Here is a 19592-nt window from a genome sequence, read left to right as displayed (position 1 = left end):
CACTTTTTGCCACAAAGCTGGGTTGGCTTATGACCCGAGAATCTGGCCGTTAGAGCTAGCCAATAAAAAACTGCCGATGATGCTTCATCGGTTTTTTTCATGGAAAGAGGGACTAATATGAATTTTATCGAAAGAGATTTTCAAAGCAGAGAAAATCGCGACCATACCGGCTATGAAAAACTGGTTGCAGAAGGCGGCTATATTTCACCCGATGCTGATTTATGGCATGACATCCTGTCAGCTGTGGTGCTTCGCAAACCAGTCTTATTGAAAGGACCGACTGGGGCTGGCAAAACAAAGCTTGCAGAAAGCATTTCCGCCGCCTACGGCCAGCCAATGCAAAGCATCAATTGTTCGGTGGATTTAGATGCAGAAGCGCTGCTCGGTTTTAAAACCCTGGTGCAACATAAAGGAGAAAGCCGGATCGAGTTTATCGAAGGGCCGGTCGTTACGGCGATGAAAAAAGGGCAATTTTTATATATTGATGAAATAAATATGGCGAAGCCGGAAACGTTGCCGATTCTTCACAGTGCACTTGACCACCGCCGGATGATGACAAATCCTTTCACTGGGGAAGTGATAGAAGCCCATGCTGATTTTGGAGTCATAGCAGCAATCAACGAAGGCTATATTGGGACGGCGCCGATGAACGAAGCGTTAAAAAACCGTTTTATCGCATATCCAATTCCCTATTTGGCTGGCGACCAATTGCGGAAACTTTGGGACCGTGAATTTCCCGGCGTCGATCCCGACTTGAAACAATTCATCCTCAATTTGGCTGCGGATTTGATGAAGCAAGTGGAAAATGGATTGCTATCAGAAGAAGCTGCGTCGATCCGAAGCTTGCTTGACGCAACAGCGCTTTCTCAGCATATGGACCCGATGCGGGCAATCCGATATGCCATAGCGGAAAAACTTGAAGATGCAAGTGAACGGGAATTGTTCATGAACCTGGCCCATACTTGGAAGAAGTAGGTGAAGCGAATGGCTTCGGTCAACCGATTTATCCAATTCAATAATGAAACCATCGATACAAAGCTGCTGCACGGGATGGAAATGCTTGCGGGAGCATTGGCTGATGCGCCGTACTTGAAAGTGACGACGCGCAAATTGGTGGAATTCCGCCCTTCGGAATCGTCGTTATCCATTAGTGTATTCTGGCGCCACAGGGCACAGCATATTGAACGCCTGGGATACAAATCGGATATCTATTTGATGGCCGCAGGATTCTGGCGGAATTTTGATGTAAATGCATGGCGCACATTCATCAGCAAAAATTCACCGCTGCCTGAATTGAAACAACAATTGCTGTTATGCGCGGAAGAATTCAGGCTGAGCGAAAAAATCAAGAAAGCGCGTCCCGGTACTACTGGAGCGTTTAAGATCCGCGAAGAGACATATGCTGGTTACCACAAAGACCGTTACAAAGGAAATCGGCAGAAAGGTTTTGCAGCGGACGCCTTCCTGAATGCTGCTTATCTGCGCTTGCGCAGCATTGACATTGCGGATACGGAAGAATGGGAACCGCTTTTTTTCATGTGGAGCAGAATGTTCGATGCTCAGTCGACAGCCGATTCCGCTGAAGTCGTTGGAGCGATGATGGACCGGTTGGAATACGTATTTGAAGAGGATTTGGTCCACGGCTATTATACATTCGGGGAGACGATCGGAAAAAATCAGCCATTCCGCTACCACGAAGGAATTCAGCCCGATCAAAGCGAAGTTGAAGAAAAGATAAATACGATAGAAGAGTGGTTCCAGTCATGGCATCGGGAATCGGAACCTTCCGAATCGGCAGCGATGGAATTTGAACTTGAAGAAGGCGGTTCAGGCTATGCTGAAGGCGGCCGTGAAGAAGACGGCAGCGGGGAAGTGGAGCATACCGCAAAAGGCGATTCGCGCGGTGAACATAAAGAAGACAACACAGCGGATGACCGGCAGATGGCGAGTGCCGCAAAACAAGCTGGCACAAAATTCGGCAATGCCAATAATCGAGTCGTTTATACGGAATCCCGCATCCAAATCGCCGCCGGGCAGCGGGGGCAGATTGAAGAATGGCGGCGCAAACAAGCGCCTTATGTAAAATCGCTACTGCGCGAATTGAAAAAACGCATGATGCAAAAACAGCAATCCGTTAGAACCAATTTAAATGCAGGACGGTTGTCGAAAAACTTGCTGCCGCTCGTCATAGAAGACCGGCCCAAGCCATTCTACCGCAAATCAGCGCCGTCAAAGGAATTGGATGCTGTATTTTGCCTGTTGATTGATGGCTCTGCATCGATGATCGATAAATTAGACGAAACGAAACAAGCTGTCTTGCTGTTCCATGATGTTTTGCGCGGACTTGGTGTGCCTCATGAAATTGTGCTGTTCTACGAAGATGCTTACGAAGCAAGTGATGACCGACAGCCTAATTATTTTGAGTGGATGCATAAAATGGAAGATGGTACGCTTGACCATGCGGATGCCATCGCGTCCATGGAAGCGCACGAAGACAACCGGGATGGCTTTGCTATCCGCTGGATGTCGGACCGCCTGCGCAGCCGCCAGGAAAAGCACCGCTTTCTGCTGGTTTTCTCGGATGGTGAACCATCTGCCTATAATTACGCGGAAAACGGTGTTGTCGATACAGCGAATGCCGTAGAGGAAGCGAAAAAGCAGAACATTGAAGTGCTGCATCTGTTCTTGAGCAACGGAACGATTTCTGATGAACAGGCCGCTTTTTACCGAATGATGTATGGCAATAAATCCGTCAGTGCCGACTCGATCGAGCATTTTGTCGATCAGACTTTGCGGCTGCTGAAGCGGACGTTGCATTTAATCATCCAATCGGTTTAAAATTTTTCACATAAAAGAACGGCTGGAGAAAAAGGAATCCCTTATTCTCCAGCCGTTCTATGGTTATGCTATTATTGTTTGCCTTCACGGTCGTCCTGAATGGCAAGAAGGCGCTGCTTCAGATCTTCTTCCATGCGGCCGATTTCGATTTCTGCCGCTTTACGGTTTTTGCGCCCCTCAGCTTGGATGCGGAGGGTTTCTTCGATTGTATTAAGCAAGTTTTCCTGGGTCTGTTTCAAAGTTTCAATTTCAACGATGCCACGCTCGTTTTCTTTCGCCGTTTCAATCGAGTTCACTTTCAGCATCTCGGAATTCTTCAACAGCAATTCGTTCGTTGTCGCTGTCACTTGTTTTTGCGCTTCGACAGCTTTCATTTGGCGATTCAATGTCAGCGCAATGGCAATTTGGTTTTTCCAAAGGGGAATAGACGTCATGATCGAAGATTGAATTTTCTCCGCCAACGTCTGGTTGGTCTGCTGGATCATGCGGATCTGCGGTGCGCTTTGGATGGTGATTTGCCTCGACAATTGGAGATCGTACAAGCGTTTTTCCAACCGGTCAAGGAATTGTGCCATGTCGTTGACTTCCTGATAAGCCATTTGGTCATTTGACGCCTCGGCTTTCCTGCGCAAAGCGGGAATGGTTTCTGTCAGAATCTCATCACGCTTGATTTCGGCAGCGGCGATATAGACGTTCAATGCTTGGAAGTAAGTCTTATTCTGGTCATAAAGCTGCTCAAGCATTTGGACGTCATCCAGCAAGCCGCGTTTCGAATGGTCGAGCTGGATGCTGATGCGGTCGACTTGCGTGCTGAGTTTTTGGTATTTTGTCATCATTTCCTGGACCGAGTACTTTGCTTTCGCAAATATTTTGCGAATACCGCCGCGTTTCTTCTGGGACAATTCTTCGGGATTAAGTTCCTTCAACTTTTTCATCAAGTCATTAAGCACATCACCGACTGGGCCGATGTCTTTCGACTGGACATGGTCGAGCATTTTATGCGAAAACTGGCTGAGCTGGTTTTGTGCGTTCGCGCCGTATGTCAGGATCGCTTCGTAATTGCCGGCAGGAATCTGTTTAGCCAGTTCTCGGGCTTTTGCCTGCTCGTCTTTCGTTAAACGCTCCATTAGCGCTTGAGGTTTACCGGATTCACTGGCTGGCAAATTGGGCTGCTCTTTAACAGCTTCCATGCCGAAAGGGTTGCCGAGCAAATCATCCAGTTCACTTTGGTTTGATCGATTCTGTGTCATGGTCCACTTCTCCTTCATTGGCGTCAGGTAATTGGTGAAGCAATTTCTGGTTCTGATGCTGATCGACAGTCAAACGGGCATAATCGAGCTCCATCCGCAGTTTTTCTACGTCAGAAGACAGCGTGAGCTTTAAATCGCGCTCAATAACGCTGTTTAAGGACGTCAGCATTTCCCGCGTATCTTGCAAAGTCGCTTTTAATTCATGGTCTTTGACCGGCAACCCGACCAACATGGTGTATTTTTCGGTCAATTCCAAGGCAGAATCCAAATGGGAATAAAAAAAGGGTTCAGCCAAATAGAATTTTCGTGGGTTTTGCTGCACTTGGATAATGATTTTGTTGGACACTTTCACCATATTCATCAATTGCTTGAATGATGAAATGGAGCGCACCCGGTAATACTGGCTCTGCAATAGCTTTATTTTTTTTCGGGCTTCTTTGATCTGGACACGGACATGCTTGTATTCACTGCGTGTCATACCCAGTTTTTTCGAATCGGAAGTTAGCTGGACTTGCTTGATCGTTGTGTTGCTGGCCAGATAAGTTCCAGCTGCAACAGCCCCAGAGGCTATTAGCCCAATTTCAGCCCCTAAATAAAAGATGGGGAACATGACGGTCATCAAAGGCAGGCTGATTGTTTGCCGTTGGATGAATTTTTCAACAGGCTTCATAAATATAACCTCCTAGTACTCCTGCTCATTTATACGTTTCAGCGGGTGAAAAGTTTCAAGTTCACTCCATATACCTCATATTTTACAGCTTAGGAGAAGGCAATACAAACTTCAGGGCTGCTTGAGATGCCTGCAAGCTCTGGACAGAATTACGATTATTTGGCACAATGAATAATAGGAAGAAAAATGGGAGTTGATGAAATGCATGAAATCATTTATGTGAAAAGCTTCTACGAGCCATGGTGGATGCTGGAAGGATGGGAGCAGGATATCGTACAGCGAAAATCTTTTACTACCATAGAAGAAGCAATCCGCTTTAAAAACGAATTGGCGGATTCACTGCGCACAACATATCCTGAGCATAAGAAAAAAGGGGAAGATTTCGACGTTTATTGGAAAAAAGGAGATCTTGAATGGTGCCCGGACTGCGAAGAGGATCTCCAGGTATATCATGGAATAATCCAGCGGCACACTGAAAAATAATTGATGATATTATTAGAAAAGTCAGATTTTGTAGATAATAGTGGTTGAGCGTGTATATTGGTACACTATCTAGTAGGTGCAAAGCCCGATTAAAAAGTTTTTAGATTTATTTGACTTCTCAGTTATTATTGTTATAATAGACTTAAGAACTAAAGAACTCACCAGAAACAGCTATTCACCTATTCAAAAAAGTGATCAGCACGTTATGGTACTTTTTTGAATATGTGAATTTTTTTATGGAAAAATTCCATATTGAAAATTTTTTTAATCTCAGGAGGTTTTTACATGCAAGGTACAGTAAAATGGTTTAACTCAGAAAAAGGTTTTGGTTTCATCGAAGTTGAAGGCGGAGACGACGTTTTTGTTCATTTCTCAGCGATCCAAGGCGAAGGCTTTAAAACGCTTGATGAAGGACAAAAAGTTGAGTTTGAAGTAGAGGAAGGCAACCGCGGACCTCAAGCTACTAACGTAGTAAAAGCCTAATCTCCCAAGACCCGCTCATTCATGAGCGGGTCTTTTTTTTTTGGATATCTCCATTTTAGAGCCCATTAAAAGGACGCTTGTTTGCAAAAAAAATTGATTACGCAAAAAGAAAACAGACGAATAAGATCAAGTTGTTGAAAGCGTTAATAAGGATTCTTAATAATTGTCAGAAAATTATCTGCGTCCAAAAAGCTAAATAGTAAAATAAACCTGTTTAATTCCAGAATAGTTTGAAAACTCATTTTATTGTAATTCAATAAACACTTATCAGGTAATATAAAACAGTTATAGCTTCCTATTTATTCAGAATACTTAAAAGGTTATGCTTCTAAGTACCCCGAAAGAAACGGTGGCACATAAAAGGAGTGAACCATTTCATGACAAAGAAAAAATTACTGACGTTAAGCCTGGCAGCTGCACTAGCCTTATCCGCAGCTTCTGCATCAGTTTATGCCTCTCCAACGAATGCCGTATCTGAAAAAGTGCATATGAACGAAAAAAGCAAAACGGCTGATCTAATCACGGGCCAATTAACGGTTCCATCAAATAAAGCTGCAAAAGAAATCGTCTTTACATACTTAGAAAAACAAGCAAGTTTGTATAAAACCGGCAAAGGCGCAGCAGCAGGCTTTAAAGTGGCAAGCGAAACGACGGATGAACTTGGCATGACCAATCTGAAGGTCCAACAGATGTTCAAAGGCGTTCCTGTATTCGGTTCAGTCCTATCGGCAACTGTCAATGAAGAAGGCGTTTTGACTGCTGTTTCAGGAACCTTGGTACCGGAATTGTTCAATAAAGCATCATTGAAAAAAGGTGCTACGGTTAAACCGGCTGCAGCTGCAGCTGTCGCTTTAGCCGACTTAAAGGAAAAGATTGGCAATGATGTGAAAATCGATAAGCAAGTAGGACCGAAATTGACAATTTATGTAGACGGCGGCGAAGCAAAATACGCTTACAGCACTGAATTCCAATTCCTTTATCCATCACCAGGGAATTACCAATATTTCATCGATGCGAAAACAGGCAAGGTCTTAACTTCGTTTAACCAAATCCATGAAGCCAAACCGACAAACGGCGTAACAGCACCGACTGGAACCAGTTCGACTGCAACAGGCAAAGGAGTATTAGGTGATACGAAATCTTTCAATACAACGATTAACAGCAATGGATCATACCTAGTGGACAAAACACGCGGCGGCGGAATTTTCACATACGATGCCAGCAACCGTACACGCTTGCCAGGCACGTTATGGCTTGATGCGGACAATGCTTATAATGCCGCATATGACGCAGCAGCGGTTGATGCGCACGCATACGCAGCTGAAACCTATGATTATTACAAAGAACAGCATAACCGCAATAGCTACGACGGCAATGGTGCACAATTGATTTCGACTGTGCATTATGGCCGAAGCTATAATAATGCGTTTTGGAATGGAACGCAAATGGTATACGGCGATGGGGATGGCGTCCAGTTCACATCATTGTCAGGCGGGTTGGATGTTATTGCCCATGAATTGACGCATGCTGTTACGGACACAACCGCTGATCTGATTTACCAAAATGAATCAGGGGCCATCAATGAATCGATGTCCGATATCTTTGGGACGATTGTCGAGTACGCGGCCAACAATAATCCGGACTGGTTGATTGGTGAAGACATTTATACGCCAGGAACTGCGGGAGACGCACTCCGTTCGATGGCGGATCCGACGCTCAATGGCGATCCGGACCATTATTCTAAACGCTATACAGGGACAGGCGATAATGGCGGCGTCCACATCAACTCAGGTATCAGCAATAAAGCCGCATTCCTATTGGCTAACGGCGGCACGCATTACGGCGTTTCAGTCACAGGCATCGGAAACGACAAGACAGCTGATATCTTCTATCGCACGTTGACGCAATACTTAACGCCAAGCTCGAATTACAGCCATTACCGTGCATCAACCATCCAGGCGGCAACGGACCTTTACGGAGCTTCGAGCGCTGAAGTGGCAAGTGTCAAAACCGCATTCTCAGCAGTCGGTGTAAACTGATAATCAATCAAAAAGTTTAGGTGGGGCCGCTCAAGTTGAGCGGTCTTTTTAATGGCTTCTCAATTGCCGAAAAACCCCGGAAAACCATTAGTTTAAGAAACAGCCTTTTAAGGGTATAAATCATGTAATGAATAAGTTACCTTTAGGAGGGTTTTATATGCAAGGTACGGTAGTGTCATTCGATAAGGAAAAAGGCTTCGGTTTTATTAAAGGCGATAATGGTTAAATGTTCTATACGCATTCTGAGCATTCCAACATCGGGGATTTCTCTGTGCTGAACGAAGGCCAACAGGTGGATTTCATCCCAGTTGAAGGAAATCCGGAAAAAGAGCGCATTGCCACAAACGTCACATTGAAATTCTAAAAAGGCTGGAAAATACACATGAGATGCAGGAGGAACATACATGACTAACGATTATTTGAAAAAACCGCTTCCAAATCCGAAAGAGCAAGATGACTTCTACCAAAAACTAAGAAGCAGAATCCAAAAATGGCTCGACAACCGTTCAGGTGGAGTAGGAAAATTAGGGCAATATGTCTTATTTGCCCCGGACTTCTTCCATTTGCTAAGCAGGTTGATGTTGGACAGCCGCATTGATGCTTCCAGCAAAAGCAAAATTGGAGCCGGTATCTTATACTTTTTCGCGCCGATTGATTTCCTGCCAGAGCTGTTGGTAGGGCCAGGAGGGTTCTTGGATGATGTCGTAGTAGCGGTGTTCATCGTCAACACATTGCTGAACAAATTCCCAGCTGAAGTGATTGAAGAACATTGGGCAGGGGACAAAGAGCTGTTGTCTGTAGTGCGCGGCATTTCAAATTCAGGCAGTAAAGTCGTTTCCAAGATTCCCGCAGGCCGTTTAGTAAAACGCTTCATGAAATAAAAAAGACATAAATAAGCCCGCAGCTCTAATTTTAAGAGCTGCGGGCTTATTTGCGTATTAGCTTAGAATTCCTTGTGCATCTTTCCATTCCAGGAAATCGTCATATGTCAATTGTTTATCAAAGATTGTCCCGTCTTCACGGATTTCAATTACGCGGTTTGCAACTGTCTGGATAAATTGATGGTCATGAGAAGTGAAGACCATAGCGCCTTTAAAAACGATCATGCCGTTATTCAATGCTTGAATCGATTCAAGATCCAAGTGGTTGGTCGGCTCATCAAGCAAAAGGACGTTCGAATGGGATAACATCATTTTCGACAGCATGCAGCGTACTTTTTCGCCGCCGGATAGGACGGAAGGTTTCTTTTTCACTTCTTCGCCGGAGAATAGCATTCTGCCCAAGAAACCACGCAAGAATGTTTCACTCTCATCTTCCGGAGAATACTGGCGCAGCCAGTCCACCAGCGATTGTTCACTGCCTTCGAAATAAGCGGCATTGTCAATCGGCAAGTAAGCGCGTGAAGTTGTTACACCCCAGCGAATTGAGCCTGAAGCGGGTTGATCTTCTTCGGCAAGGATGCGAAGCAATGCTGATTTAGCAAGCGGATCGCCGATCAAAACAATTTTATCGTCTTTGCCCATATTGAAGTTAATGTTATTCAAGAGCTGTTTGCCGTCTACTGACTGGCTTAGGTCTTTTACTGTCAACACATCGTTGCCGATTTCGCGGCCGACAGTGAAATTGACGAACGGATATTTGCGGGAAGAAGGGCGGATATCATCAAGTTCAATCTTATCGAGCATTTTCTTCCGTGACGTCGCCTGCTTCGATTTAGAAGCGTTGGCAGAGAAACGGGCGATAAAGGCTTGAAGCTCTTTGATTTTTTCTTCTTTTTTCGAGTTCTGGTCAGATGCCAAACGTGTTGCCAATTGGCTTGATTCGTACCAGAAATCGTAGTTGCCCACGTATAACTGGATTTTACCGAAATCCAAGTCTGCAATATGCGTACACACTTTGTTAAGGAAATGGCGGTCATGCGAGACTACGATGACTGTGTTGTTAAAGTTGATCAAGAATTCTTCCAGCCATTGAATTGCCTTCAAGTCCAAGTGGTTAGTAGGCTCATCCAGCAGCAAGACATCAGGCTTGCCAAACAAAGCTTGTGCTAAAAGCACTTTCACTTTATCCGAACCCGATAGTTCAGCCATTTTCTTATCGTGAAGCTCTTCTGAAATACCAAGCCCTTGGAGCAAGATAGCGGCTTCGGACTCTGCTTCCCATCCATTCAATTCAGCGAATTCGCCCTCAAGCTCTGCAGCACGCATGCCGTCTTCATCTGAAAAGTCTTCTTTCATATAGATGGCATTTTTTTCAGCCATGATTTTGTATAATTTCTTATGGCCCATGATTACTGTTTCAAGCACCGGGAATTCTTCGTATTCAAAGTGATCCTGTTTCAAAACTGCAAGGCGTTCACCTGAACCCATGTATACATTGCCGGACTGTGCGTCGATATCACCTGACAGAATTTTAATGAATGTTGACTTGCCGGCGCCGTTCGCGCCGATCAGCCCGTAGCAATTACCAGGGTTGAATTGGATGTTTACATCTTCAAAAAGTTTACGGTCGCCAAAGCGAAGACTTACGTCATTTACTGCTATCATTTTTTACGTACCTCCCAAATTTCACAATAAGAATAGTATACCATGAAACCCTCTGAAATCGATAGCATTCGGCTGCAGTCTGGGATAAACTTAATGCAATGGCTTTAAATATTTCTTTGAAGCTTTTCATTTCGCTCCAGCGCACTTTCATGAATTGAAGCTAGCATAGCGATGCATAGACAGAAGCAGCTGTTTTAGAGGACTGTTTTGCGGAATATCTCTATTTGATTTACCATGTATTGATGTATAGTTCATAATTTAATTGATCATACTTTATATTTTCGCTCTTTATAAGCTTCCAGCATGCCTAAATCCTTATTCAGCAAATATTCCATTCGTACATAATCACGTCTTTCCGGGATGTGCTCTTTTGTCAGGCCTTTCATCGTATAGATGAAATAATAGCCGCCGATTTGGCGAAACCAGACGACAACATGCGGAAACTCGTCAAAAATAGCTTTGATATTATAGCGTTTCGCGTAGCTCCAATTCACTAATCTCATCTTTTAGCCCGCCTTTCACATCCATTTTAATAAATTTCAGCGGCGAACACAAGTTTGGAAAAAAGTAATTAAAAAGAGGAGGGAACGGGATTGGCAAAAAAACAAAATAAGCCGGCACTCGGCTTGATGGTGCTTGCTATCTTGTTTGTGTCATTAAACTTGAGGCCAGCCATTTCCTCTATAGGGCCGCTGCTTGAAGCGATTCGCGGCGATTTATCTCTTTCCAATAGCGACATCAGCTTGCTGACATCAATTCCGGTATTTTGCATGGGGCTTTTCGCGCCGCTTGCAATCGGCTTTAATCGCAAGTTCGGCATAAAAAAGAGCGTCACTTTCTTGCTGGTCATGCTGGGGGCGCTAACTTTTGTCCGAGGCCTGGTACCAAGCTATCCGGTGTTGCTCGCAAGTTCTTTCTTTATCGGACTGGCGATTGCTGTAATCAGTCCGCTCTTGTCGGCAGCGATTAAAACCAATTTCCCAGGCCGCACCGCTTCATTGATCGGCGTTTATTCTTTCGGCATGGGGTTGGGGGCGATGCTGGCTTCTGGTTTGACCGGAGTATTCTATACGATTGCTGGCTGGCCTGTTGCGCTTGCTAGCTGGGGAGTTCTGGCAATAATCGCACTTGTCCTGTGGCTGCGGGTTGAGGAACCTCAGAAAGTGGAAGTCAGGAACCCTGCCGGGCGGGCAGCTTCGCCGTTGAAAAACAGGCGAGCCTGGTATATGCTGCTGTTTTTCGGCGCTCAGTCGGCTATGTTTTTCTCGCTAATCACATGGCTTGCGCCAATCGCCATCGATAAGGGCATGAACGTGTTGACAGCTGGAGCGGTGTTGACGGTCATGGCGGCTGTCCAGCTCGTCGGAAACCTGTCTCTGCCGATTTTATTGACCAAGTATCCGAGCCGCTTGTTATGGATATTTGTCTCGCTGATGTCTGGCGTTGCAGGTCTATTGTTATTATTATTCGGCGGTACCGCTGCTGCATGGGCTGCCGCTGTTTTTCTCGGTGTCATGCTGGGTTGTTTGTTCCCGATTGCGCTTTTGATGCCGCTTGATGAGAACGAACGCGCAGATGACGTCAATAAATGGACGGCGATGATCCAATCTGGAGGCTATATCATTTCAAGCGGGATGCCATTTTTAATCGGCATGCTGTATGATCGCTGGGGTGACCATTCCATCACTTTATATCTTCTATTAAGTTTTGCGGCAATGGTCATGCTGTTCGGAATTTTATTGTATAAAAACGAAATAACGCAAAGCAAACTCAAATAAATAAGAGCAAGGGGAACATTATGATTCGAATCTTAGCCATTGACCAACAGGATAAACTCTTTATCGACCCAGAATTGAGCCAGCTGAAATTGATGAAATGGCATTGGGTGGATTTCAATGAACCAACACCGGAAGAAATTGACTTGCTCAGCAGCCATTTCGCTTTCCACCCACTGGCCATTGAAGACTGTATCCATTCTTTGCAGCGTCCGAAAATGGAGTATTATGAAAATGTAACTTTTCTAGTAATGCATTCTTTTGTGCCCGGGGAACTGGATGTCAATGAAGTGGATTTTTTCCTGGGTGAAGATTTCTTGGTGACATTCCATTTTGAGGATTTGGATGAAGTCAATTACGCATGGGAATATTTCAGGCATATGAAAAATCTGGAAAACTTCAAGCCGCTTGAAGTTACATATAAAATCATGGATGAAGTTGTAGACGGTTTTTTTCCGCTGGTGGAAGAGCTCGAAGACCGGCTCGCTTCGATTGAAGGTTCAGAACGATTGAAAAAAGCGGACAAGTCGATTATGGAAGATACGTTCGAAGTGCGGAGGAATTTATTGAAAATCCGTCAAATCGTCGTTCCGACAAGGGACATGGTCTACCGAATCCTTGAGTCGAAGCGTTTTATCATTCAAGAGCAGAAACGCGCATATTTCCAGGATATTCATGACCATCTCATCAAATTAAGCCAGATGATTGATTCAAATCGGGAATTGACGACGGATATCCGCGATAATTACATCTCGTTAAACTCTTATCGCATGAACAATATCATGAAGACGTTGACGGTCATTACGACCATCTTCATGCCGCTTACTTTTGTCGCTGGGCTTTACGGAATGAATTTTGTCAACATGCCTGAACTGCGCACCGAGAACGGCTATTTTGTTGTTTTGGCCGTCATGCTGGTGATGGCGGTCGGCATGAGCGTTTGGTTCAAGTCCAAAGGCTGGTTTGAAAACGATTGACATCGTAGAGAGGAATGGGATTATGGCAAAATACAATACGATTCTGTTTGACATCGATGATACTTTAATGGATTTTAAACTGTCAGAGCGCGCCGCTTTACACAATACATTTGTCGATTATGGAATGCCGGATGGTTTTTCCCGTTTCCACGACTCATACCGGGAAATCAGCAGCGTGCTTTGGCAGGATTTGGAACAGGGCACAATGCCGCTGGCTAAACTAGGGATAGAGCGTTTCAAGCGCTTGTTCCATCTGCATGAATTAAATTTCAGCGCAGAAGCATTTGGAACGCAATATTTGGATTATTTAGGTCGGGAAACACATTTGTTTCCGGAAGCGGAAGCGATGATTAAGGGACTCAGCCATTGCCGGCTGGCCGTCATTACAAACGGCTTTGGTTCTGTGCAAAAAGCGCGCCTCAAAAATTCTCCGATGCAGCATCTTTTCGAACACGTCATCATTTCGGAAGAAGCGGGTTATCAGAAGCCGCATAGCGGCATCTTCGATTATGCTTTCCGAAAATTGGGCCTTAAAAGTAAAGACTCGGTGCTGATTGTGGGAGATTCACTGACTTCAGACATCAAGGGCGGCATGGATTATGGCATCGCCACGTGCTGGTTTAATCCGCTAGGCAAGCCCAATGGCACTGCGGTCCAGCCGACGCATGAAATCCGATGCTTGTCGGAACTCCAAGAAATCGTCAATGGAAAAATGGAATAAAAAAAGGCTGATGACATGCATCGGCCTTTTCTTTGAATACTTATTTATCTTCTTTCCAGGCCGCTTCAAGAAATTCATCGCGTCCTGAGTCGGCGCGGTCTTCCTTGTAATGCGCAGGATTTTTCTTATAATAATCCTGGTGGTAATCTTCTGCTGGATAAAATGGTGCGGCGTCGAGAATTTCGGTGACAACCGGCTTTTTAAAACGTCCGCTCTCATCGAGCGCTTGTTTTGATTGTTCGGCTAGACGGCGCTGCTTGTCGGTATGCACAAAAATAGCAGCGCGGTAGGAAGAGCCGCGATCCTGGAATTGGCCCTCGTTATCGGTCGGGTCTATTTGCTGCCAAAAAATTTCAAGCAGCTGTCCATAGCTGAATACTTCCGGATGGAATGTGATTTCGACCACTTCAAGGTGTCCGGTCGTACCGGATTTCACTTGTTCATAAGTAGGGTTTTCGACGCTGCCGCCGCTGTATCCGGAAACGATGCTCTCGATGCCTTCAAATTGGTCGAATGGCTTGACCATGCACCAGAAGCAGCCGCCTGCAAATGTTGCTTTTTCTGTCATAATGGGGTGGCTCCTCTCAAAGGGAATAAAAAAATCTTACCATTCACACTGTTAGACGACAATTTATATGTTTATAATGGGATTGCCGAAACTTCTACGGATGAAAAGTCGTCATATGTTAGGCAAGAAACAGAAAGGAATGTGTTTATTATGCAAGAAGAAATACAGCCGGCCAGAAAAGAACGGCGCAAAAAAAAGCGGCTGCGGTTCCGCGGCATCCTTTTATTGCTGTTCATCACGCTGCTGGCAGCAGGAGTATTCATGTTTATGCAATACCAGAGCGGATATAAACTAGCTGAAGAAAATACAGAAATCGAGCCGGTAAACTTTGATGGGGACCCGGAAAATCCGGATTACACGAATATCCTGGTGATGGGCGTCGATTCCCGCGGAGAAGAACAATCCCGTACAGATACGATGATGCTGCTGTCTCATAATAAAAAAACTGATGAAGTGAAATTAGCATCGTTCATGCGTGATGTTTATGCGGATATCCCCGGCTATCAATCGTATAAATTGAACACAGCCTATTATTTGGGAGGCGCAGACTTGCTTGCAGATACGCTCCGTTCAATGTTCGGAGTGGAAATCCATCATTATGCGCTGGTCGACTTCGCGAATTTTGAACAGATGGTGGATATTGCTGCGCCAAATGGCGTCGAAATCGATGTTGAAAAGGACATGTCCGAAAAAATCGGCGTCACCCTCGAACAAGGCGTCCATGATTTGAATGGCAAAGAGTTGCTTGGCTATGCCCGTTTCCGTTCCGACAATGAAGGTGACTTTGGGCGCGTGCGCCGCCAACAGCAAGTCTTGGCGGCGATGAAAGATGCTGTTATCAGTCCAGTGGCAATCCCGCAATACCCTAAACTAGCGGGTGCTGTCAGAGGCTATGTACAGACCGATATCTCCACAGCCGACCAAGTGAAGCTGGCAGCCAAGCTGGCCCTTAAAGGCGGCGGAGACTTGGAACGCCTGACAGTTCCTGTAGAAGGAAGCTATAGCTATGGGAGCTATTCACACGCCGGATCGGTGCTTGATATCGATGTTGAAAGGAACAAACAAGCACTTTCTGAATTTTTGTCACAGCCTTTGAATTAAACTTTCTGATAATATGCTAAAATTAAATTGAACTTTATCAGAAAGTAGGAATTTTCGTGGCGCCTGACAAGCAATCTTTTTTTTCGACCAACTTCATCCGGTTTTTGGGTGGAACGAATACCTTGTTCTCATTAATTGCACTGGTACTTCTCGGAACAGTCATTTTCATCTTCCGGGAAGTGTCTTTTATCTTCCATCCCCTCAGTGTCTTTATGAAGACAGTTGTGCTGCCGGTGGTTTTGGCGTTGATATTCTACTATTTGCTGCGGCCCATCCTGCGCCTGCTGGTGGAAGCCAAAATTCCTCGGATCGGCGGGATTGCCATCATCTTTCTTGGGGGTGCAGGAATCCTAACGCTGATCACAGTGCTTGTGCTGCCATTCTTGCAAGAGCAGTTTCAGACTTTGGTCATGGAGTTCCCAACTTATTTCATGGATCTGCTGACGGCTCTGGATGGTTTTCTCCGAACATCGGTTGTCGGCGACTATTACAGCGGCTCTAGTTTTGACATTGAACAATTGATGGCTACACTGCCTGCAAATGTTTCCGATACGCTGCAATCCGTCGTAACGGGCATTATTTCGGGAATCACCGGTTTTATCTCGACGATTACCAGTGTCATTTTGTCGATTGTCATCGTTCCGTTCATTTTGTTTTATTTGCTGAAGGATGGCGATAAGCTGCCGGGATATTTCGTCAAGCTGCTGCCGCCGCGTTTCCGAGACGATACCCGGGAAGTGCTGAGCGAAGCAGACAAACAGCTTGGCGCATACATACAGGGCCAGTTGATCGTCGCGTTCTGCATCGGGGTCATGGTCTACATCGGATTTCTGATCATTGGCATGGAGTATGCATTGCTGCTTGGTGTCCTGGCGATGGTCACCAGTGTCGTGCCGTATATCGGACCGGCTATTGCCATCGCGCCTGCCGCAATTATTGCGCTCGTGACTTCGCCGTTCATGCTGCTCAAACTGGCGGTCGTCTGGACCGTCGTGCAGCTTGTTGAAGGCAATCTGATTTCGCCGCAGGTCATGGGCAAGACAATGTATATTCATCCCGTGACGATTATATTCGTGCTGCTGACTGCTGGTTCGCTTTTCGGCATTGCCGGGGTCATTCTCGGCATACCGATGTATGCTTTGCTCCGGGTGCTGGTCAGCCATTTCTACAAATTATTCAAGCGGCGCTATAACCGCCATGAATCCAATCTTGAAAATCAATACGATTACACAGAACTGAATTGAACGGTTTAACGGTATTTCTTTCGTGGTATAGAATACTTACAAAAAGTTGGAGGTCTCCATTTTATGAATTTCAAAAAATTCCTTAGTTCGGTAGGCATCGGTTCCGTGAAAATCGACACTGTAGTCGAGAGACCGAATTTAATTGAAGGCGAAACACTGAATGGTACGATATATTTTGAAGGCGGCGACAGCGATCAGGAAGTTGAATTTATTGAACTTCAAGTGGTGGCACAGATTGACGAGTACCGCGAAGACAGCGACTTTCAGATTATCGAGAAAGTGATTACAAAACAGACGCTGGAATTTTTCGGAACAGTGAAATCAAAAGGAACGGTCATGCAGCAATTTGACATTGTTCCAGATGATCGCTGGATTTTGGACAATCCGAAAGCGAAATTGCTGCTGCGTACAATCGTGCACATCCAAAACGGAGTCGATGCACAAGATGAAGATGAAATCAGCTATACACCGCAATAATAAATTTCAAACTGAGAACGGCATCCAAATTGAATAATGATTTGGATGCCGTTTTTCTATTTTGCCGATGGAGTGATTGAAAGAGAAGACTAGCGGATTTAATGTAAAGAAGGGTGGAGGCTACCGATGGAATGGGGACATAACAAGGAAACATCAAAAAAGATTGAGGACATTAAAAGAAAAGGGACTCAGGCATATTTCAAAGAATACCAGCAGCAAAGCCCTTCGTTTACAGGTGAATATTTGGTGTTGAAAGGCAAAGGCGATGTGTTTTGTTCAGGGGATTCCTGCCATGGGCTCGGCTTCGGAACAGGTGAGAGACTCGCATCTGCTGACATCGATGAAATGGAAAATTTTGTACGTAAAAAAAGAACTGATTTCTCGCTTTTCTTGGAAATAACACCGTATGCGGATGAAAAGCTCATCAAGCGGCTACAATTGCTCGGCTATACATTTGACCATTTTCTGAACGTCTGGCTTATTGATTTGCAACAATGGCGGCCCAGAAAAGTCCAGGGGGATAGCGAGGCAATCGTCGAGAAAGTGGACGATGAAAATGTCCATGTATGGGCATGGGCGGTAGCGCTAGGTATTTCTGACGACGATTATCAATCGGAAGTCGCGGTTGAATCGGTTAAGTCATTTTGGCAAGTTGAAAACAATACGGCTTTCCTGGTAAGGGAAAATGGGGAATGCACGGGTGGGGGATGCATGGCAATAGACGGTGAGCTGGCGGAATTGTTCATGACCGCGACGCTGCCTGCCAAAAGGGGTAAAGGCTATCAGGCTTTGCTGATCGAAGAGCGTCTTCGGTATGCGAAAGCAGCAGGATGCACACACGCCACAGTTACAACAAAACCAGGAACATCTTCAGCGCGCAACGTCAGACGCAGTGGTTTTCAATTGGCCTATGACAAAGCGGTGCTGCGCAGCCCGCGCTTGGAATGATTGTAAGGGGAAAAAAGCCGACGGCGAGAAGTTCTCGCTGTCGGCTTTTCGGTTTATTTAATGCCAAGGGATGTCGTAAAGCAATTTTGCGCATAACACTTTGAATTGTCGGCCGGGATAGGTGTTTTCCATCAACTCGATCAGTCGGCTGCCAGCCTCCGCGGCATCCTCGAAACGTTTGTATGGCTCCATGTTCATGCGCTTAGAAAACATAAAAGGAGCGGAAGGATTGTATTTAACGAATAAAAAAATTATGTAAACTTCCATTTTTGAATGCTGCAGAAAAAAGACTGGCTCAATCAGCAGCTCGTTGTCAGGGAAGTAACAGACTTTTTCTTTTTCAATAATGCCAATGCGCTTCATGGCCCATAAATTAGTATAGCCAATTGAAATCTCAACAGAGGCGCGCTCCATCATCTGGGACATATCACGTTCGAACAATTTAAAGGAGTCTTGGCGGTTAGTCATATAAATAAGGTAGACTCGGTCGTCTTTTTCATCGAGCAATTGGATTTCGTGCATCAAAGACACCTCCACAACGGGTTTTGTTATCTATACCCATAAATGCAAAAATCCGAACAAACAGTTTTAAATCATAGAAGAAAGCAAAAAACATATAGAAAATCTTCGGAAATTGTAAATGTATATAACTACATAAGGTAATTTCAAAAAACCTAGAACGTCTACAAGAAAAAACTGAAAAGCGGCCTGCAACATGCAAACCGCTGACTTACTTATTTATTCAGTAAAGCGCCGAAGATGCAACTTGCAGCCAAAAGGGCGACAAAAAGAAGTGAGAACCAATAATCACTCGGTTTTATCGTTATCGGGCGAAAATAAGATGTGCGTGCTTCACCGGTAAAACCGCGGGCTTCCATAGCAAAAGCGGCGCTTTCGGCTTTCCTGACAGAACCTGCAAGGGTCGGAATAAGCATACGGGAAATCGAAGTGAGACGGTGCCATCTGCTATTTTCCTTTGAAAAATTTCTCATTTCATGGACCTGCTTTATCTGCATGAATTCATCTTTTATAAGCGGCAGGAAATGGTAGCCCACCAGAACGCTGTAAGCCAATTTAGGTGATAACTTCATTTGCTGCATAAGACTCATGACAAAATTTACAGGCGCAGTAGTGAAAGCGAACATGAGAGACAGCACGGAAAACGCCAGCACCCTCAAGGAAAGGGACAATGCCAAATTTAGTTGTTGATCGGTGATGTCAAAAAAACCGGATGACCAAATAATCGTTCCACTAGAAGACCGGCCAAAAACGAGGGTGGTCCATAAGTAGCCGAATGAGCCAAGTGTAAAAGGCAGCATGCAAACCAACCACAATTTCCAATTCGTACGGCTGAATACGATTTGTAATAATACAATGCCGCCGCAAAATATTAACGGAGTCCAAGGGTTGAAAAAGAAAGCCATCACGATCATCGACAAAGTAACAATGCCGAATTTAAATGAAGGGTTCAT

The 19592-nt window shown here is 45.1% G+C and carries 21 protein-coding genes; 14 read left to right on the top strand and 7 right to left on the bottom strand.

Annotated features, from left to right (window positions below):
* The first annotated feature begins 117 nt into the window (after positions 1-117).
* Together AC4EHB_RS03070 and AC4EHB_RS03065 are read left to right on the top strand one after the other, a co-directional pair.
* The gene (locus AC4EHB_RS03070) at positions 118-975 is read left to right on the top strand and encodes an AAA family ATPase (protein ID WP_490980638.1); all 858 of its coding nucleotides are present in this window, start codon (positions 118-120) and stop codon (positions 973-975) included.
* Between the two features lie 9 nt (positions 976-984).
* Positions 985-2838, top strand: coding sequence for a vWA domain-containing protein (locus tag AC4EHB_RS03065; RefSeq protein WP_490981484.1), 1854 nt, complete (start codon positions 985-987; stop codon positions 2836-2838).
* Positions 2839-2909: 71 nt separating this feature from the next.
* On the opposite strand, the gene AC4EHB_RS03060 is transcribed toward AC4EHB_RS03065, so the two are convergent.
* Positions 2910-4088: a toxic anion resistance protein gene (locus AC4EHB_RS03060; protein ID WP_490974127.1), complete on the bottom strand. Its 1179-nt coding sequence runs from the start codon at positions 4086-4088 to the stop codon at positions 2910-2912.
* Complete coding sequence (locus AC4EHB_RS03055; RefSeq protein WP_490980637.1) at positions 4060-4758, bottom strand: 5-bromo-4-chloroindolyl phosphate hydrolysis family protein; 699 nt, start codon at positions 4756-4758, stop codon at positions 4060-4062. The genes AC4EHB_RS03060 and AC4EHB_RS03055 overlap by 29 nt, the downstream gene beginning before the upstream one ends.
* A gap of 201 nt (positions 4759-4959) precedes the next feature.
* Between AC4EHB_RS03055 and AC4EHB_RS03050 the strand changes: the two genes are divergently transcribed.
* From AC4EHB_RS03050 to AC4EHB_RS03030, 5 genes are all read left to right on the top strand, one after another.
* The gene (locus AC4EHB_RS03050; RefSeq protein WP_490980636.1) at positions 4960-5241 is read left to right on the top strand and encodes a DUF1033 family protein; all 282 of its coding nucleotides are present in this window, start codon (positions 4960-4962) and stop codon (positions 5239-5241) included.
* A gap of 285 nt (positions 5242-5526) precedes the next feature.
* Positions 5527-5724, top strand: coding sequence for a cold-shock protein (locus AC4EHB_RS03045; RefSeq protein WP_490974124.1), 198 nt, complete (start codon positions 5527-5529; stop codon positions 5722-5724).
* A gap of 377 nt (positions 5725-6101) precedes the next feature.
* Positions 6102-7763 carry a M4 family metallopeptidase gene (locus AC4EHB_RS03040; protein WP_490980635.1) on the top strand — a complete coding sequence of 554 codons (1662 nt, stop codon included), beginning with the start codon at positions 6102-6104 and terminating at the stop codon, positions 7761-7763.
* Between the two features lie 226 nt (positions 7764-7989).
* Positions 7990-8127: a hypothetical protein gene (locus AC4EHB_RS03035; RefSeq protein ID WP_490974122.1), complete on the top strand. Its 138-nt coding sequence runs from the start codon at positions 7990-7992 to the stop codon at positions 8125-8127.
* A gap of 40 nt (positions 8128-8167) precedes the next feature.
* Positions 8168-8644 carry a YkvA family protein gene (locus tag AC4EHB_RS03030; RefSeq protein ID WP_490980634.1) on the top strand — a complete coding sequence of 159 codons (477 nt, stop codon included), beginning with the start codon at positions 8168-8170 and terminating at the stop codon, positions 8642-8644.
* 57 nt (positions 8645-8701) lie between these two features.
* Here the strand turns inward: AC4EHB_RS03030 and AC4EHB_RS03025 are convergent, their stop codons facing one another.
* Positions 8702-10309, bottom strand: a complete 1608-nt coding sequence (locus AC4EHB_RS03025) for an ABC-F family ATP-binding cassette domain-containing protein (RefSeq protein ID WP_490974120.1) — start codon at positions 10307-10309, stop codon at positions 8702-8704.
* A 266-nt stretch (positions 10310-10575) separates the two neighbouring features.
* Positions 10576-10812 (bottom strand): hypothetical protein, encoded by a 237-nt coding sequence (locus AC4EHB_RS03020; protein WP_490974119.1) that lies wholly within the window; start codon positions 10810-10812, stop codon positions 10576-10578.
* 90 nt (positions 10813-10902) lie between these two features.
* On the opposite strand from AC4EHB_RS03020, the gene AC4EHB_RS03015 reads away from it, so the two are divergent.
* The 3 genes from AC4EHB_RS03015 to AC4EHB_RS03005 are packed head-to-tail and all read left to right on the top strand — an operon-like array spanning position 10903 to position 13782.
* Complete coding sequence (locus AC4EHB_RS03015) at positions 10903-12087, top strand: MFS transporter (RefSeq protein ID WP_490980633.1); 1185 nt, start codon at positions 10903-10905, stop codon at positions 12085-12087.
* Between the two features lie 20 nt (positions 12088-12107).
* Positions 12108-13061 (top strand): magnesium/cobalt transporter CorA, encoded by a 954-nt coding sequence (gene corA / locus AC4EHB_RS03010; RefSeq protein ID WP_490980632.1) that lies wholly within the window; start codon positions 12108-12110, stop codon positions 13059-13061.
* Between the two features lie 22 nt (positions 13062-13083).
* Entirely contained in the window at positions 13084-13782 is a 699-nt protein-coding gene (locus tag AC4EHB_RS03005) for a YjjG family noncanonical pyrimidine nucleotidase (protein ID WP_490974116.1), read from the top strand.
* Positions 13783-13822: 40 nt separating this feature from the next.
* Here the strand turns inward: AC4EHB_RS03005 and msrA are convergent, their stop codons facing one another.
* Positions 13823-14350: a peptide-methionine (S)-S-oxide reductase MsrA gene (gene msrA / locus AC4EHB_RS03000; protein ID WP_490974115.1), complete on the bottom strand. Its 528-nt coding sequence runs from the start codon at positions 14348-14350 to the stop codon at positions 13823-13825.
* 150 nt (positions 14351-14500) lie between these two features.
* Between msrA and AC4EHB_RS02995 the strand changes: the two genes are divergently transcribed.
* The 4 genes from AC4EHB_RS02995 (at position 14501) to AC4EHB_RS02980 (ending at position 18120) form a co-directional block, all read left to right on the top strand.
* Positions 14501-15451 carry an LCP family protein gene (locus AC4EHB_RS02995; protein ID WP_490980631.1) on the top strand — a complete coding sequence of 317 codons (951 nt, stop codon included), beginning with the start codon at positions 14501-14503 and terminating at the stop codon, positions 15449-15451.
* Between the two features lie 56 nt (positions 15452-15507).
* Positions 15508-16695, top strand: a complete 1188-nt coding sequence (locus AC4EHB_RS02990; RefSeq protein WP_490974113.1) for an AI-2E family transporter — start codon at positions 15508-15510, stop codon at positions 16693-16695.
* A gap of 63 nt (positions 16696-16758) precedes the next feature.
* Positions 16759-17172 carry a sporulation protein gene (locus AC4EHB_RS02985; protein WP_490974112.1) on the top strand — a complete coding sequence of 138 codons (414 nt, stop codon included), beginning with the start codon at positions 16759-16761 and terminating at the stop codon, positions 17170-17172.
* A gap of 126 nt (positions 17173-17298) precedes the next feature.
* Positions 17299-18120 carry a GNAT family N-acetyltransferase gene (locus tag AC4EHB_RS02980; RefSeq protein WP_490980630.1) on the top strand — a complete coding sequence of 274 codons (822 nt, stop codon included), beginning with the start codon at positions 17299-17301 and terminating at the stop codon, positions 18118-18120.
* 57 nt (positions 18121-18177) lie between these two features.
* Here the strand turns inward: AC4EHB_RS02980 and AC4EHB_RS02975 are convergent, their stop codons facing one another.
* Together AC4EHB_RS02975 and AC4EHB_RS02970 are read right to left on the bottom strand one after the other, a co-directional pair.
* Positions 18178-18642 carry a hypothetical protein gene (locus tag AC4EHB_RS02975; RefSeq protein WP_490980629.1) on the bottom strand — a complete coding sequence of 155 codons (465 nt, stop codon included), beginning with the start codon at positions 18640-18642 and terminating at the stop codon, positions 18178-18180.
* Between the two features lie 212 nt (positions 18643-18854).
* Positions 18855-19592, bottom strand: a complete 738-nt coding sequence (locus AC4EHB_RS02970) for an energy-coupling factor transporter transmembrane component T family protein (RefSeq protein WP_490981483.1) — start codon at positions 19590-19592, stop codon at positions 18855-18857.

The sequence above is a fragment of the Planococcus sp. TJ-302 genome (genome assembly GCF_058268455.1).
The sequence above is the reverse complement of the archived record's forward strand: the minus strand, read 5'-3'. Positions and strand labels throughout refer to the sequence as shown.